The sequence below is a fragment of the Janthinobacterium sp. P210006 genome (genome assembly GCF_036231885.1).
In the GTDB taxonomy this organism is placed as follows: Bacteria; Pseudomonadota; Gammaproteobacteria; order Burkholderiales; family Burkholderiaceae_D; genus Janthinobacterium; species Janthinobacterium violaceinigrum.
On the sequence record NZ_JAZARD010000003.1, the window covers coordinates 1,025,717 to 1,039,511 of the forward strand.

General features: G+C 63.7%; 15 protein-coding genes. 6 read left to right on the top strand and 9 right to left on the bottom strand.

The genetic code is table 11. The features are described 5' to 3' along the window. Positions 1–48 precede the first annotated feature (48 nt). The 7 genes from VPH41_RS18570 to VPH41_RS18600 form a co-directional block, all read right to left on the bottom strand. Positions 49–1,203 carry a patatin-like phospholipase family protein gene (locus VPH41_RS18570; protein WP_152281917.1) on the bottom strand — a complete coding sequence of 385 codons (1,155 nt, stop codon included), beginning with the start codon at positions 1,201–1,203 and terminating at the stop codon, positions 49–51. Positions 1,204–1,334: 131 nt separating this feature from the next. Continuing rightward, positions 1,335–1,673 carry a hypothetical protein gene (locus VPH41_RS18575; RefSeq protein WP_100429292.1) on the bottom strand — a complete coding sequence of 113 codons (339 nt, stop codon included), beginning with the start codon at positions 1,671–1,673 and terminating at the stop codon, positions 1,335–1,337. 75 nt (positions 1,674–1,748) lie between these two features. Continuing rightward, positions 1,749–2,135: a phage holin family protein gene (locus tag VPH41_RS18580; RefSeq protein WP_070224915.1), complete on the bottom strand. Its 387-nt coding sequence runs from the start codon at positions 2,133–2,135 to the stop codon at positions 1,749–1,751. An 18-nt stretch (positions 2,136–2,153) separates the two neighbouring features. Then, positions 2,154–2,456, bottom strand: a complete 303-nt coding sequence (locus VPH41_RS18585; RefSeq protein WP_034786336.1) for a DUF883 family protein — start codon at positions 2,454–2,456, stop codon at positions 2,154–2,156. 58 nt (positions 2,457–2,514) lie between these two features. Then, positions 2,515–3,075 (bottom strand): ferritin-like domain-containing protein, encoded by a 561-nt coding sequence (locus VPH41_RS18590; RefSeq protein ID WP_405002786.1) that lies wholly within the window; start codon positions 3,073–3,075, stop codon positions 2,515–2,517. Between the two features lie 168 nt (positions 3,076–3,243). After that, positions 3,244–4,143, bottom strand: a complete 900-nt coding sequence (locus VPH41_RS18595) for an OmpA family protein (RefSeq protein ID WP_328571068.1) — start codon at positions 4,141–4,143, stop codon at positions 3,244–3,246. Positions 4,144–4,158: 15 nt separating this feature from the next. Continuing rightward, positions 4,159–4,563, bottom strand: coding sequence for a DUF4398 domain-containing protein (locus VPH41_RS18600; RefSeq protein ID WP_099664890.1), 405 nt, complete (start codon positions 4,561–4,563; stop codon positions 4,159–4,161). A gap of 253 nt (positions 4,564–4,816) precedes the next feature. Here VPH41_RS18600 and VPH41_RS18605 point away from each other — a divergent pair, with 253 nt between their 5' ends. Together VPH41_RS18605 and VPH41_RS18610 are read left to right on the top strand one after the other, a co-directional pair. Next, positions 4,817–6,859, top strand: a complete 2,043-nt coding sequence (locus VPH41_RS18605) for an AsmA family protein (RefSeq protein WP_328571069.1) — start codon at positions 4,817–4,819, stop codon at positions 6,857–6,859. Positions 6,860–7,041: 182 nt separating this feature from the next. Further along, positions 7,042–7,260, top strand: a complete 219-nt coding sequence (locus VPH41_RS18610) for a glycine zipper 2TM domain-containing protein (protein ID WP_092800789.1) — start codon at positions 7,042–7,044, stop codon at positions 7,258–7,260. Between the two features lie 132 nt (positions 7,261–7,392). Here the strand turns inward: VPH41_RS18610 and VPH41_RS18615 are convergent, their stop codons facing one another. After that, the gene (locus VPH41_RS18615; protein WP_328571070.1) at positions 7,393–8,169 is read right to left on the bottom strand and encodes a Crp/Fnr family transcriptional regulator; all 777 of its coding nucleotides are present in this window, start codon (positions 8,167–8,169) and stop codon (positions 7,393–7,395) included. Positions 8,170–8,345: 176 nt separating this feature from the next. Between VPH41_RS18615 and VPH41_RS18620 the strand changes: the two genes are divergently transcribed. The 4 genes from VPH41_RS18620 (at position 8,346) to VPH41_RS18635 (ending at position 10,654) form a co-directional block, all read left to right on the top strand. Continuing rightward, on the top strand, positions 8,346–9,023 hold the full coding sequence (locus VPH41_RS18620) for a glycine zipper 2TM domain-containing protein (RefSeq protein WP_328571071.1): 678 nt from the start codon (positions 8,346–8,348) through the stop codon (positions 9,021–9,023). A gap of 165 nt (positions 9,024–9,188) precedes the next feature. After that, positions 9,189–9,488 (top strand): hypothetical protein, encoded by a 300-nt coding sequence (locus VPH41_RS18625; RefSeq protein WP_152281798.1) that lies wholly within the window; start codon positions 9,189–9,191, stop codon positions 9,486–9,488. 179 nt (positions 9,489–9,667) lie between these two features. Further along, positions 9,668–9,814: a lmo0937 family membrane protein gene (locus tag VPH41_RS18630; RefSeq protein WP_121670992.1), complete on the top strand. Its 147-nt coding sequence runs from the start codon at positions 9,668–9,670 to the stop codon at positions 9,812–9,814. Between the two features lie 156 nt (positions 9,815–9,970). After that, positions 9,971–10,654: an OmpA family protein gene (locus VPH41_RS18635; protein ID WP_328571072.1), complete on the top strand. Its 684-nt coding sequence runs from the start codon at positions 9,971–9,973 to the stop codon at positions 10,652–10,654. Positions 10,655–10,795: 141 nt separating this feature from the next. On the opposite strand, the gene VPH41_RS18640 is transcribed toward VPH41_RS18635, so the two are convergent. Further along, positions 10,796–13,639: a M16 family metallopeptidase gene (locus tag VPH41_RS18640; RefSeq protein WP_328571073.1), complete on the bottom strand. Its 2,844-nt coding sequence runs from the start codon at positions 13,637–13,639 to the stop codon at positions 10,796–10,798. Positions 13,640–13,795 lie beyond the last annotated feature (156 nt).

Sequence of the window (13,795 nt, forward strand, 5' to 3'; positions counted from 1 at the left end):
CATCGCAGGCCGCCTAGACCGACGCGCAGCAGGTGTTGACAGGCGTCACTAGGCGGCGTCGCGCTCGTAGGGCGGCAACTCGTGCACCACCAGCGGCGTGTCTTCCGTGACGAAGGCCAGCCAGCCGGCCGCCTTGATCGCGCGCAACGCGTCCTGGTAGCCCTGCTCCCAGCGCCATTCGATGGAACCCTTGGAGAAATTGATATCCTTGGCCGCCATGTGCCAGTCGCGCCCCGCATATGGCAGGCGCACGATGTGCATGGTGCTGTCGCAGCCCAGCGCCACCAGCTCTTCCGTCTGCTGGCGATTGTGCGCGCTGTCGGGCAGCTTGGCGTACAGTTCGCGCAATTTGTGCTGCAAGGTATGCGTATTGACGTAATCCTCGATATGCCGCTTCGAGCGCGAAGCAAAGGTGACGTCCTTTTGCCGCGTCTGCACTTCATCCAGGGTGGTCGGTTCCGGCCCTTCCGAGCTCCACAGGTCGACCATGAAGACGAGGGTATCCACGTGGGGAGTGTCGTCGAGCACGGTTTCCAGCGGCGTATTCGAATACAGGCCGCCATCCCAGTACAGGTCGCCATCGACGCGCACGCCGGCAAAACCGGGCGGCAAGGCGCCGCTGGCGCGGATGTGCTCGACCGTCAGGGGCTGCTGCTGGCTGTCAAAACTGATCAGGCTGCCGCATTTGACGCGCAGGGCATTGACCGTCAGGCGCATGCCGCCGGGCTGGTTCAGGTAATCGAAATCGACCAGTTCTTCCAGGGTGCCGGCCAGTTCGCTGGTGTCGTAGAAGCTGGCTTCTTCCGGCTTGACGGCGATTCCTGCCGGAAACAGGCTGAACGAACGGGGCTTGAAGAAGCCGGGCACGCCGCGCAGCACCGTATCGAGCGTGGCCAGCCAGATGTTCGAGCGGCGCTGCTGGTCCGATACGAGGTTCATGTCGATGCTGTCGCGGTGTGCCACGCGCTGCCAGAACTGCTTCAGGCGCACGAGCCTGTCTTCGTGCTTGTTGCCGGCCAAAATGGCGGCATTGATGGCGCCGATCGAGGTGCCCACCACCCAGTCGGGCGCCAGGCCATGTTCGTGCAAGGCGTGGTAGACGCCGGCCTGGTAGGCGCCCAGCGCACCGCCCCCTTGCAGCACCAGCACGATGCGCAGGCGCGAGGGATTTAACTGATTGATCGGTGTCTTCGAATTCGTCATCAAGATGGCCCCTCTGTCCACCGCGCGGAATGCGGTGTGAATCATTGTAAGGGATTGCGCCCGCACGTGCCGGACGTTGGGGACGGGCAAAAAAAAACGCCGTCGATGACGGCGTTCCGGGCATTGCAGCGTCAGCGCTTGCGGCGCAGCCAGCTGGCGGCAACGGCGGCCACGGCCACGAGGACCAGGGCCGGCTTGACCAGCTTCTTGCGTCCGATAAACGACAACGCCGTCAGCACATAGGGCATGGCCCCTTGCAAACGCATGCCGCCCGGCGCCAGCAGCGACTCGACGCGGTGGCCGGCAAAGCCGACCGCCGTCTCGACCACGCCCTGCAGCAGCGATTCGGGACGCAGGGCATAGCCCACGTTGGCGCGCGCATGCACGATGCCCACGCGGTACATTTCGCCCTGGGCGATCAGCAGGCGCTTGCGGGCGGCTTGCGCCGCCAGTTTGTCGTGTTCCGACATGAATTCTCCTCGTAAGGCAGGCAGGACATGGCGAGCCCCGCGCCGGCACAGGTCCGGCTGGTTCCCGCCAGCAGCTTACATCAGCATGTCGCGGTCGGCCTTCAATTCCGCCATGGTGGCGGGCATGGACAGCTTTCCTTGACGCAGCATGGCGCGCGCATACATGACCAGGGCAATGGCCAGCAGTACGAACACGACCGTCATGATCGCCAGGATCTTCCAGCCCAGGCTATCCCAGGCCAGGAAGACGATCAGCACGCTGCCGTAAGCGATGGCAAACAAGCCCGCCACCGTCGCCAGCGCGAAAATGACCACCAGCTGCAGCATGTGATTGCGCACTTCCGACAGTTCGATGGTGGCCAGTTCCAGCCGCGACAGCATCAGTCCGACGGCGTTTTTGGCCAGGCCGGCAACCGAGCCGATCAATCCCGGCCCCTGGTGAGACGAAGCAGACTTGTCCATATCGCTCCTGACAGTGGATTACTTGCGGCCCAGGATGAAGCCGACCAGCACGCCGACGCCAGCGGCGACAGCCACCGTGCGCCATGGGTTTTCCTTGACATAGCCATCGGCCTGGGAGGCCAGCTGCTTGGTGGCGACGATGGCCGACGCTTGCGCTTCGTGCGCCTTGGCCAGGGCGGCATCGAGGGTTTTCATGCCCTTGACGCGCACTTCATCGGCTTTTTCGCCGGTCAGCGCGGCAGCGGCGCTGAACAGGGCTTGCGCATCCTTGACCAGGGTTTTGACATCGTTATTGACGGTGGTGATATTGTTTTCCAACATGGTTTAGCTCCTTAGCTATGGATGAATGTAGTTACTATACCTACTTTACTCAAAAACACTATTCCATTAGATCGCGCATATCATCGGCGTGCTCTTCCTCGACAGCCATGATTTTGATCAACAAATGGCGTGTCGTCGGATCCTTGTCGCCAATTTTCACGATCATCTGGCGATACGATTCGATCGCGACCCGTTCCGCGATCAGATTGGCACGCACCATGCTTTGCACGTCTTCGGAGTCATCATACTCGGCATGGCTGCGCGCAAGCAATGTTGCAGGATTAAAATCTGGCTTGCCATTCAATTGCACGATGCGTTCGGCCAGCCAGTCCGCATGCTCCTGCTCCTGCTGCGCATGCTCGAGGAACTCGGCCTTGATGGTGCCGTTGTCGCGCCCGCTCACGGTGTAGTAATGGCGTTTATAGCGCGCAATACACACCAGTTCGGTGGCCAGCGCCCCATTCAACAGGGTGATCAACTCCTGGCGGTCGCCCTGGTAGCCGGCCGTCACGGCGCCGTCATCGAGGTTTTTGGCGGCAGCGCGGATGGCGGCCGTATCGATGCCAGCTGGAATCTCAACAGATGTTTGGGTCATGATGCTTCCTTTCAAGTCTTGCATGGGTATCCACCGGCCAGGTAGCGGCCGGTGCTGCCTACTAACAAATCAAACACTGGGCAAAACCGTTGCGAGCGGCAGTGAATTGTGGCCGGGAAGCGGAGCTGTGCTGTAGCACAGTGAGCATCGGAGGCCGCAAGTCGCGCCGCGCAGCAGGTTTGGCCTGGTGTTTTAACGGCGGGCGGGAATCGCCGTGTTATCTTCAGACAAAACGATTTCCACCCGGCGATTCAACTGGCGGTTCGCCGCATTGTCGTTGCCGGCGGCCGGATACGCGGCGCCATAGCCTTTCGTGGCGATGCGGTCGCGGCTGATGCCTTGCTCCAGCAGCGCATTGCGCACGGACTCGGCGCGGCGTTGCGACAATTCCAGGTTGTGCGCGGAACCGCCCGTGCTATCCGTAAAACCTTCAATCAGCACGGTGCGCTGCGGGTTGTTTTTCAGCACGTCGGCCAGCTTGCGCGCCGTATTCGCGCCATCGGCCGTCAGGTTCGCCTTGTCCGTGCCGAACAGCACATCGCCCAAGGTGATGACCATGCCACGCTCCGTTTTCTTGGCGGCCAGGTCGGCCAGCTGCACTTCCAGCGCGGCGGCGCGGGCCGTGGCATCGCGGGCCGATGCTTCGGCCGACTGCGCCTGGGCCTTGGCCGCTTCCGCATCCGCTTGCGCCGCCTGGGCGCGCGCCGTGGCCTGGTCGGCCTGCTGCGTGCGCGCATCGAGGCGCAACTGGTCGCGCTGCTTGCCCGCGTTGGCGATATCGGCTTCCGCCGCCTTCTGCTTGGCGACTTCTTGCGCGGTGGCTATCTTTTGCTTGGCCAGGTAAGCCAGCTTGTCGACCTTTTCGCTGTCATCCTGGCGCGTGGCGGCCGCGTTTGCCGCTTCCAGCGCGGCGCTCGCTTCGCGGAATTCGCGTGGCGCATAGGTCGATACGAGCGGGTTCGATTGCGCCGCCATGTAATCGCCGCGCGTCTGGTCGAGCAGACTGGTGGTGGTCGGTGCGGAGCTGCAGGCGGCAACAAAAGCGGCCATGGCCAGCAGGCCGGGAATGGAGGTGTAGTGAGCTTTTTTCATGGTGGGATCCTGTTCTTATTGTTTCGGGGCTTGCTGGTTGGCACGGTCGAGTTCTTCGCGCATGACGCGGATGTTCTCGTTGATTTCATCGGCGGCGCTGGTGGCCTTGGCCGAGTTGGCCTTGCTTTGCGCCAGCTTGGCGTCCGCTTGCGCCTGGTCGGCCAGGTCGCGCGCCGTCTTGTAGTCGCGGTCTTTCAGGGCCTGGTTGGCCATGCGCATTTTTTCGCGGGCCGAGCGCATTTCATCGGGCGCCAGGTCGGCGGCGCCGGCGCTGGCCGCGTTATCGACGGCGGCGCGCGACACGGCGACGTCAGCCGTGGCAGGCGTTTTCAGGCTGGAACAGCCCGTCATCAGGACAACGGCGCTGATGCAGGCAGCCAGGGCGGTCAAGGGGGTTTTGATGGAATCTCGGTTTGTCATTTTTCTTCTCCTGGAGAGTGAGGTAACGATATAAGTCATACATGGAACGAATCAGGAACGGCGTTTGATGTATGACGTTATAGGCCCCGGCACCCCGCATATCCGTTCGGTGCCGCACATAGGGTAGGAAATCGACAATACTTGCATGGGCAACGTGCGCCAGCGCACGTGCCCGCCAGCAAAACCTGAAACGGACCCGGCTTCAGGGCGATTCCTGTAGCATCGTGACTACTTGTCCAGAAAGAATCAGCTTATGCCCCTCTCCCGCCGCCACAAAATCGCCCTCGCCAGCGCCACCGTACTGATCGCCGTGCCCGTCGCCGCCACCGTCGTCCTGCTCAATATGGACTGGAACCGCGCCAAGCCCTGGCTCAACGGGCGTGCCAGCGAAGCGCTGGGGCGCCCGTTCGCCATCGTGGGCGACCTGTCGCTGACGTGGCAGCAGCCCAACAATGCCGCGGGCCGCGCCAGCTGGCGCGACTACCTGCCATGGCCTCATCTGCAGGCGCAGGACGTACACCTGGGCAACCCGGGCAGCATGGCGGCAACCGATGGCGAGGCGGCGCAGCTGGCCACCGTCAGCCAGCTGGCGTTTTCGCTCAATCCCCTGGCCCTGCTGGACAAGAAAATCATCATCCCGCAATTGCGTTTCGATGCGCCGCAGGTGCGCTTGCTGCGCAGCAAGGATGGCAAAAACAACTGGACCTTCGACAAGCAGGACCAGCCGTCGCCATGGCAGCTGGAATTGCAGAGCGTGGTCTTCAGCAAGGGCACCGTATATCTGGACGATGCCGTCACGCAGACAGCGATGCGCGCCGATGTCGATACCCTGGCGGACGACAAGCGCTATGGCATCGCCTGGACGCTGTCGGGCAAATACCGCGGCGAAGCCGTCAAGGGCGGCGGCAAGGCGGGCGGCGTGCTGTCGCTGCAGCAGCAGGGCACGCCCTTCCCCATCCAGGCCGACATGCGCGCAGGCGGCAGTAGCATGGCCATCGAAGGCACCTTGACGCGCCCCGCAGACCTGGCCGCGCTCGACGTGCGCCTGAAGATAGCGGGGCCCAGCATGGCCCGCCTTTATCCGCTGACGGGCGTGCTGCTGCCGGAAACGCCGCACTTCAGCACGGAAGGCCATCTGACGGGCACCCTGGCGCCCGGCGGCGGCGAATGGGTGTACGACCAGTTCAGCGGCAAGGTGGGTTCCAGCGACATCAGCGGCAAGCTGGCGTTTTCGGCCAGCAAGCCGCGCAAGCGCCTGACGGGCGAAGTGCACTCCCGCCTGCTGCAATTTTCCGACCTGGGCCCGCTGGTGGGCGCCGACTCCAGCGCCAGCAAAAAGGAGCGGGGCGTGACGTCGACGCAGCCGGCGGGACGAGTCTTGCCGGTGGAAACGTTCAAGACGGAGCGCTGGACCAGCCTGGACGCCGACGTGCGCTACACGGCCGACAAGATCACGCGCGACGCCGAGCTGCCGATCAGCAAGCTCGACACGCATGTGGTGCTGACGGACGGCGTGCTGTCGCTGACGCCCCTCAACTTCAACGTGGCGGGCGGCACCCTGACGTCGCAGATCAAGCTCGACGGCAGCGGCAAGGTCATCGCCAACGGCATCGCGGCCGAACTCAAGGCCAGCGCCCGCCATCTGCACATCCAGCAACTGTTTCCCCGCCTGCCCGCCCTGCAGGCCAGCGTGGGCGAGATCAATGGCGACGCGTCGCTGTCGGCCACGGGCAATTCCGTCGCCAGCCTGCTGGGCAGCTCGAATGGCGAAGTGCGCGCGCTGATCAACCGGGGCAGCATCAGCAAGCTGCTGCTGGAAGAAATGGGCTTGAATATCGGCAGCATCGTGCTGACCAAGCTGGTGGGAGACAAGCAGGTCAAGCTGAACTGCATGGCCGCCGATTTCGTCGTCACCAAGGGGCTGATGCGCACGCGCCAGTTCCTCGTCGACACGGACGATGCCGTCCTGCATGTCGACGGCACGGTGAACCTGGGCAATGAACAGCTGGACCTGACCCTGCAGCCGGACAGCAAGGGCTTGCGCATCTTTTCGCTGCGCTCGCCCCTGTATGTGCGGGGCACCTTCAGCAAGCCCGACGTGAGCGTCGACAAGGGCGTGCTGGCCCTGCGCGCCGGCGGCGCCCTGGCGCTGGCCGTGGTGGCACCCGTGGCGGCGCTGCTGCCGCTGGTCAACACCGGCCCCGGCGAGGACAGCGAATGCGCGGCCCTGCTGGCCCAGGCGCGCGTCAAACCCGTGGCGCCGAAACCGGGCAAGACACCGCGCCCAAAGCGCTGACCGGCATGGCCGCCGTGGGCAATTACAATTGTTACACACCTATGTGCGTTGCCGAACAGACCCTGCCTTGTCACAATCCTATTCTGTGATCGTGCCTGAAACACCCAAGACGTGGCGATACGAAGTCTTACCGGCCCATACCTCGCCGGCGCCACGAGGTCCGAATTCATAGGAGAACTATCATGCAAATCATTAAAAAACTCGCCGCTACCACTTCCGTTGCCGCACTGCTGCTGAGCTTGACGGCTTGCGCCAACATGTCCGGCCAGGATAAAAATACGGCCATCGGCGCCGGTGTCGGCGCCGTTGCCGGCTCCGTGCTGACGGGCGGCAGCGCCGTCGGCGCCGTCGGCGGCGCCGCTGTCGGCGGCGTGATCGGTAATCAGGTCAAGCCGAAGTAATCGCTGATGGAGAAAGCGGGGTGGGTGCCCAGGCGCCCGCCCCGCTTTTTTGCGTTTGCGCCACGGGGAAGCCGGCATGCAGGCAATAGCCAGGCACGCGACACACCGAACGGGCGAAGACTGGCGGGAAAGTCAGACGAAGACGTTGGCCATGCCGATGGCGCCGCTGTCCTTGACCAGCTCGTAGCAGCGGCAGGAAACGGCTTCCAGGCCGGCAGAATCGAGGATTTCGATGTTGCCGCGGCTGTAGCTAATCAGTTTTTGCTGTTGCAGCGCGCTGGCTGCCTTGGTCACGCCGACCCTGCGCACGCCCAGGGTATGGGCGAGAAATTCATGAGTCAGGTGGAATTTTTCCGACTGCAGGCGGTCGCGCGTGATCAGCAGCGAACGGGCCAGACGCGCCTCGAGTACGTGGAAGCGGCTGCACACGGCAATCTGGATGGCTTGCGCCAGCAAGGTGTCCGTGTAGCGGTACAGCAGGCGCTGCAGGGAGTCGAGCTGGGCGAATTCGGCGCAGAAATCGGCGCGCGCGATGCGGCTGGCCGTGCCGGAACGTTGCACCACGGCACGCACTTGCGCCAGGTCATGACCGAGCGCAACGGAAGCGCCCAGCACGCCTTCGCGGCCGACGGAGCCCACTTCCAGGGTCATCCGCCCTTCCGCCACGGCCAGCAGCGAAATCAGGCAGTCGCCAGGGAAATAGATGTGGCCGATAGGCTGGCCCGGCTCGTACAGCACCTCGCCTACCTCGACCGTGACGGTATCGAACAGGGCCGCCAGGTGCCGCAAGTCGTGCTCGGGCAGGCTGGCCAGCAAGCGGTTGCCGGCAGTGGGCGCGCCCGCGGGCGTACCCAGGCCGGATCGGCCTGCGTCGCGGGACAGGGTCATGCTGGCAGTCGTTGGTGGCATTGCTTTTCCTTGGTGTCGTTACAACTCGACATAATTTTTACTTAGCCTACGGTGCTGTACGGGCCCTGTATGTACGGTGACGCACGGAAGCGGGGCAAGCGGCGCAGCACACTGGCAACACACACGAATAACACGCACTACCCTTTTCATTATTTTAAAAAATCAAGGAGCCTTCCATGACCACCACGACCAAATCCCTCCATCCGCTGGTGCTTGCCGCCGCCGTCGCCGTCCTGCTGTTTTGCGGCGTCGGCACGGCTGCCCTGATGGGCTGGCTGCCTTCGTCCCAGGGCGATGCCCAGCCATTGGCGGCCGGCGCCTCGGCCGAACAGCTGGCCAGCCTGCAGGCGAACCAGCCGCAAGCGAACCTGCAGCCGGCCGGCGCCTTGCCGCTGGCCGCCCTGCCGCCACAGCAGCAACAACAGCAGCCGCAAGCGCAGCAGCAGCCCGTGCGCCAGCCGCAGCCAGCGCCACAGCAACAGCAATATGCAGCAGCGCCGGCGCCCGCACCGCAGGTCTGCGGCAATTGCGGCGTGATCGAAGCCATCCATGAAGTCAATACGCGCGCCGAAGGGAGCGGCGTTGGCGCGGCCGGCGGCGCCGTCGTCGGCGGCTTGCTGGGCAACCAGGTGGGCGGCGGCCACGGCAGGCAGCTGGCTACCGTGCTGGGTGCCGTGGGCGGCGCCGTCGCCGGCAACCAGATCGAAGGCAGCGTGCGCGCCACGCGCAGCTACAACATCGTCGTGCGCCTCGATACGGGCAAGACGCGCACCGTGCACCAGAGCGCCGCGCCCAACTGGCGCCAGGGCGACCGCGTGCGCGTCGTCAACGGCGGCTTGCGCGCCATCGGCTAACGCCGCCGCGGCAGCGCAGCCGCGATTAGTTGTAAATTAAACACACGCCCGGCCTGTCCGGGCGTTTTCTTTTTGGCAATGTTCGTTGGCGTACAGATGAGTTTGCCGTCCCGCGAGATGATGCATTCAGGAAAGTTCAACGAATAGTCCCTTCAAGGAGCAGCGATGGAAAACGACAAGGCAGGCAGCAACAGGATCTGGCTCGGCTTTATCGGCGGCGGCATGCTGGCCACCGCGCTGGGCTTTTGCGCGCTGGACCTGGCGCCGGCGCAAGCGAGCGCACCCGTGTTCGGCGTCATGCTGTTGCTGACGGGCGGCATGGTCAGCTGCCTGGCGGGCGCCGTCGGCATGGCCGGCATGCTGGCCTGGATACCGGGCATGGAGGGCGAAGCGGAACGGCGTGCGCAGCCGCAACGGCGCCTCCGCGAACGCAATCTGCCCAAATCGGGTGAATTGACAGGCTAAATGAGGGTTGTGTACGGCAGCGTACAGAAAATTTCAGAAACAAAGTAGACAATAAGTCATGGCATCAGCGTTCAGCGACCCGGTCGCCGCGCAATGACAAAAACCGATGACGGCGCCGGAAGCCAGCAACTTGCCAGCCAGGCAGCCGTCATCCACACACTACTCTCGGAGGACATATCATGCTCTATACAATCGCAGTAGTACTCATCATTCTCTGGCTGCTGGGTCTGGTCACTTCCTATACCATCGGCGGCTTCATTCATATCCTCCTGGTCGTTGCAGTCATCATGATCCTGTTGCGCCTGATCAGCGGACGCGGGCTTTAGACCCGGTCGTTGGCGCAGGCTGACAGGAGCGGCGCGCGTGCAAACGGGCGCCGCTCTTTTACGTACAGTGCGCGCACTGGCACGCCGCTGCATTTTGCAGTAACGTGTGCAGGTAGTTCCTGGGTATGTCCCAATAACAAAACAAGGAGAAAATCCATGAAAGCATTGAAAAACGGCGCTGGCGCCAAATCCCTGATCGGCATGCTGGTCCTCGCGCTGGCGGCCACCGGCTGCGCTGACATGTCCTCGACGCAACGTGGCACGGCCACGGGCGCGGGCATCGGCGCAGGCTTGGGCGCCTTGATCGGCGGCACCACCGGTGGCGGCAGCAGCGGCCGCACGGCTGGCGGCGCCCTGCTGGGCGCAGCGGCTGGCGCCGTGGTGGGCAATATCTGGTCGACCCGCATGGAAAACCAGAAGCGCGCGATGGAACAGGCGACACAGGGTACCGGTGTGCAAGTGACGCAGACGGCCGATAACCGCCTGAAAATGGAAATTCCAAGCGACATTTCCTTCGATACCAACCGCGCCGACATCAAGGGCAACTTCCGCCCCATCCTCGACCGCTTTGCCGCCACGCTGAACGAAAACCCGAACACCACGGTCAGCATCATCGGCCACACGGACAGCACGGGCAGCGACTCGATCAACGAACCGCTGTCGGTGGAACGCGCAGCCCACACGCGCGACTACCTGTCCATGCGCGGCGTGTCGCCCACGCGCGTCGTCACGGAAGGCCGCGGCGCACGCGAGCCGATCGCCTCGAATGCGGATGCCTCGGGACGCGCACGCAATCGCCGCGTGGAAATCTATGTCGCCGAAATGGCGCCACGGGGGTAACACCGAACCCAACCTGCTGCGCGGCGCGCTTTGCGGCCTGCGACGGGTTTGTCCGGTGTCGTGACTGTTACGTCAACGTCCTGAAATAAAAAAAGCCCGCTGGCAAATAATTTGCCAGCGGGCTTCTTTATTTAAAACAGCTTATTTCGACGTCGTTGCCTTGGCGCCGCTGTCGCCCTCTTTCGCCACCTTGGCAAAGTCGCCCGCCGTGACGACGGAGACGGCCGCCGGTTTCAGGTAGTCGCGCAAGCCCTGGTTCACTTGCGCCAGGGTCAAGGCGGCCACTTTCGCTTCCAGGTCCTTGTCGTAGGCCATGGTGCGGTCCTGCGCCAGGTAGCCGGCCAGTTCGCGCGCCAGGCCCGCATCTTGCGTGCGGCCCACTTCTTCCGATTGCAGCCAGCCTTTCTTCGCTTCGACCAGTTCCGCTTCCGTGAACCCGTCGGCCAGCGCCTTGGCAATTTCCTCGCGCAGGGCCGCTTCCACCTTGACCGTGTTTTGCGGGGCACTGATGGCATACGCCATCCAGTAGCCGGCCGGCTCGCGCGACGGCACGGAAACCTGCGAACCGACGCCGTACGACAGGCCTTCCTTCTGGCGGATGCGGTCGGCCAGGCGGCTGCGCAAGGCGCCGCCACCGAGCATGTGATTGGCCATCAGCAAGGCGGGATAGGCGGCAGCGTCATCCTTGAGCGGAATCGGCTGGATGGCGAACAGCACGCTGTTGGCCTTGTCCGGCGTTTCCAGGGCGACTTTCTCGCCGCTGACGGGCTTGACGGCATCGGGAATGCGCACATACGGCTGCTGCGCCTTCCAGCTGCCGTACAGGCTGGCCACTTGCGCCTTCAGCGCGGCCGGGTCGAAATCGCCCACGGCGGCAAAGGTGGCGTTCGACGCGCCGTAGTAGGCGCCATGGAAGGCTTTCACGTCGGCCACCTGGATGGCTTTCCATTGGGCCAGCTCGGCCGGCAGGGTGGCCACGTGACGCACATGGCCTTCCGGCGTGGCGTCGAGCAGGCGGCGGAAGGCGTTCACGGCCAGCGGCTGCGGTTCAGGCAATTCCTGTTCCGCGCGGCCCACTCTTTCGCGCTGCAATTCCAGGAATTCCGTTTCGCTCAAGGCAGGCTTTTGCAGCACTTGCGCCAGCAGGTCCATGGCGGCCGGCAAGTTGTCGCGCTTGCCCGTCAGGGTGGCCGTGACGCCCTCGGCGCCGCCCGCGATGGCCACTTGCATGCCCAGCTGGTCGAACTTGTCCTTCACTTCCTGGCGCGACAGTTTATCCGTGCCGCGCGACAACAGATTGGCCGTATAGCTGCCCACCTGCGCCTTGCCGCGCAAGCTCTCTTCGCTGCCGATCTGCAATTTCAACACGACGCTGACCGTGCTGCCCTTGGTTTTCTTCGGCAGCAAGGCGCCCTTCAAGCCGTTCGGCAAGGTGAAGCGCGTGGTGCGCGCTTCGATATTGTCGGGGCTGGGGTCGAACGCTTCGCCCTGCGCCACCACGGCGCGGCCCGTGTAGCCGGCCAGCTGCGGCGCCACGTCGGCGTAGGCCGGCACGACCGTGCGGTCCGGCGCATCGGTGGGAATGAAGCGGCCCAGGGTGCGGTTCGAGCTCTTCAGGTATTTCTCGGCCGCCGCCTGCACCTGCGCCGTCGTCAGCTTGTCGAGCTGGTCGCGCTGCAGGAAGAACAAACGCCAGTCGCCGGCCGCCAACGATTCCGTCAGGGCAATCGTCATGCGCGCCGTGTTCGAGGTGATCAGTTCCACCTGCTTGTTGAGCTGCTGCTTGACCCGCGCCACTTCCGCATCCGTGATGGGCTGCGATTTCAGCTCTTCCAGCACTTTCAGCATGGCCGCTTGCGCCGCATCGAGGTTGCCATCGACGGGCACCAGCGCGCCGAACAGGTTGTAGCCCGGTTCCAGGTTGCTCACCGTGTTGTATTCGATCTTGCTGGCCAGCTTGGTTTCCACCAGCGCCTTGTGCAGGCGACCGGCCGGCGCGTCCGTCAGCACGTGGCCCAGCACCTCGATGGCCACCGCTTCCGGGTTGCCGGACGGCGCCACGTGGTAGCCGGCGCCGACGAACTGCGTGCCGCCGCTGCGGCGCACCGTCACGGCGCGCTCGCCATCCTGCACGGGTTCGGCCGTGTAGGTGGGTTCGATCACGCGCGTGGGTTTCGGGATCTTGCCGAACAAGTCATTGATCTGCTTCAAGACCTGTGCTTCGTCGAAGCGGCCCGCCACCATCAGCACGGCGTTGTCCGGCTGATAATATTTGTGATAGAACGCGCGCAGGCGGGGAATGTTCACCTGCTCGATGTCGGAACGGGCGCCGATGGTCGACTTGCCATAGTTGTGCCAATCGTAGGCGATGGCCTGGATGCGTTCGCTGGTCACGCCGATCGGGTCGCTCTCGCCCATCTCGAACTCGTTGCGCACGACCGTCATCTCGCCCTTTTGCGTCTTCGGATTCCACAGGTCGTTCTGGTCGATGGCCGCGTTGACCATGCGGTCCGCTTCCATGGCCAGCATCTGGCGCAGGTTGTCGTCGTTGGCGGGGAAGGTGGCGTAGTAATTGGTGCGGTCGTACCACGTGGTGCCGTTGAACTGGGCGCCTGTCGAGTTCAGGATCTCGACGGGGGTCTTGGTCCCCTTCTTGACGCCGAAGTTGGCGCTGGGCTTGAACAGCAAGTGCTCGAGCAAGTGGGCCATGCCCGTTTCGCCATAGTTTTCATGGCGCGAGCCGACCAGGTAGACGATGTTGGTGGTCAGGGTGGGCTTGCTGGCATCGGGGAACAGCAGCACGCGCAAGCCATTGGCCAGCCGGTATTCGGTGATGCCTTCGACGGACGTGACTTTGACGGCGGTGCGGCTGGGGGCGGCCTTGCCGGTTTTCTGGGTCGGCGCGGCTTCGACAGGGGTGGCGGCCAAGACGAACGACGGCGAGAGGATGCCGGCGGTAAGCAGGAGGGCGGTAATTGGTTTCAAGTCGGAGTCCTGGTAACACTACGTTATTAGACAAGCGCACAAGCGGGCGCCATGGAAGACAAACGCAAGAATGTTCACCGGGCCCGCGCTGCGTCTTCGCCGCCAGGTGAAATTATTACTATTTCACAATTTACGGCATACTTATCAGTTACGCAA

Excerpts from the sequence above, each read along its gene's own strand:
- VPH41_RS18615 (WP_328571070.1), bottom strand. The coding sequence starts at position 8,169 with ATGCCACCAACGACTGCCAGCATGACCCTGTCCCGCGACGCAGGCCGA.
- VPH41_RS18600 (WP_099664890.1), bottom strand. The coding sequence starts at position 4,563 with ATGACAAACCGAGATTCCATCAAAACCCCCTTGACCGCCCTGGCTGCC.
- VPH41_RS18585 (WP_034786336.1), bottom strand. The coding sequence starts at position 2,456 with ATGTTGGAAAACAATATCACCACCGTCAATAACGATGTCAAAACCCTG.
- VPH41_RS18610 (WP_092800789.1), top strand. The coding sequence starts at position 7,042 with ATGCAAATCATTAAAAAACTCGCCGCTACCACTTCCGTTGCCGCACTG.
- VPH41_RS18630 (WP_121670992.1), top strand. The coding sequence starts at position 9,668 with ATGCTCTATACAATCGCAGTAGTACTCATCATTCTCTGGCTGCTGGGT.
- VPH41_RS18575 (WP_100429292.1), bottom strand. The coding sequence starts at position 1,673 with ATGTCGGAACACGACAAACTGGCGGCGCAAGCCGCCCGCAAGCGCCTG.
- VPH41_RS18625 (WP_152281798.1), top strand. The coding sequence starts at position 9,189 with ATGGAAAACGACAAGGCAGGCAGCAACAGGATCTGGCTCGGCTTTATC.
- VPH41_RS18570 (WP_152281917.1), bottom strand. The coding sequence starts at position 1,203 with ATGACGAATTCGAAGACACCGATCAATCAGTTAAATCCCTCGCGCCTG.
- VPH41_RS18590 (WP_405002786.1), bottom strand. The coding sequence starts at position 3,075 with ATGCAAGACTTGAAAGGAAGCATCATGACCCAAACATCTGTTGAGATT.
- VPH41_RS18580 (WP_070224915.1), bottom strand. The coding sequence starts at position 2,135 with ATGGACAAGTCTGCTTCGTCTCACCAGGGGCCGGGATTGATCGGCTCG.
- VPH41_RS18605 (WP_328571069.1), top strand. The coding sequence starts at position 4,817 with ATGCCCCTCTCCCGCCGCCACAAAATCGCCCTCGCCAGCGCCACCGTA.
- VPH41_RS18595 (WP_328571068.1), bottom strand. The coding sequence starts at position 4,143 with ATGAAAAAAGCTCACTACACCTCCATTCCCGGCCTGCTGGCCATGGCC.
- VPH41_RS18620 (WP_328571071.1), top strand. The coding sequence starts at position 8,346 with ATGACCACCACGACCAAATCCCTCCATCCGCTGGTGCTTGCCGCCGCC.
- VPH41_RS18635 (WP_328571072.1), top strand. The coding sequence starts at position 9,971 with ATGAAAGCATTGAAAAACGGCGCTGGCGCCAAATCCCTGATCGGCATG.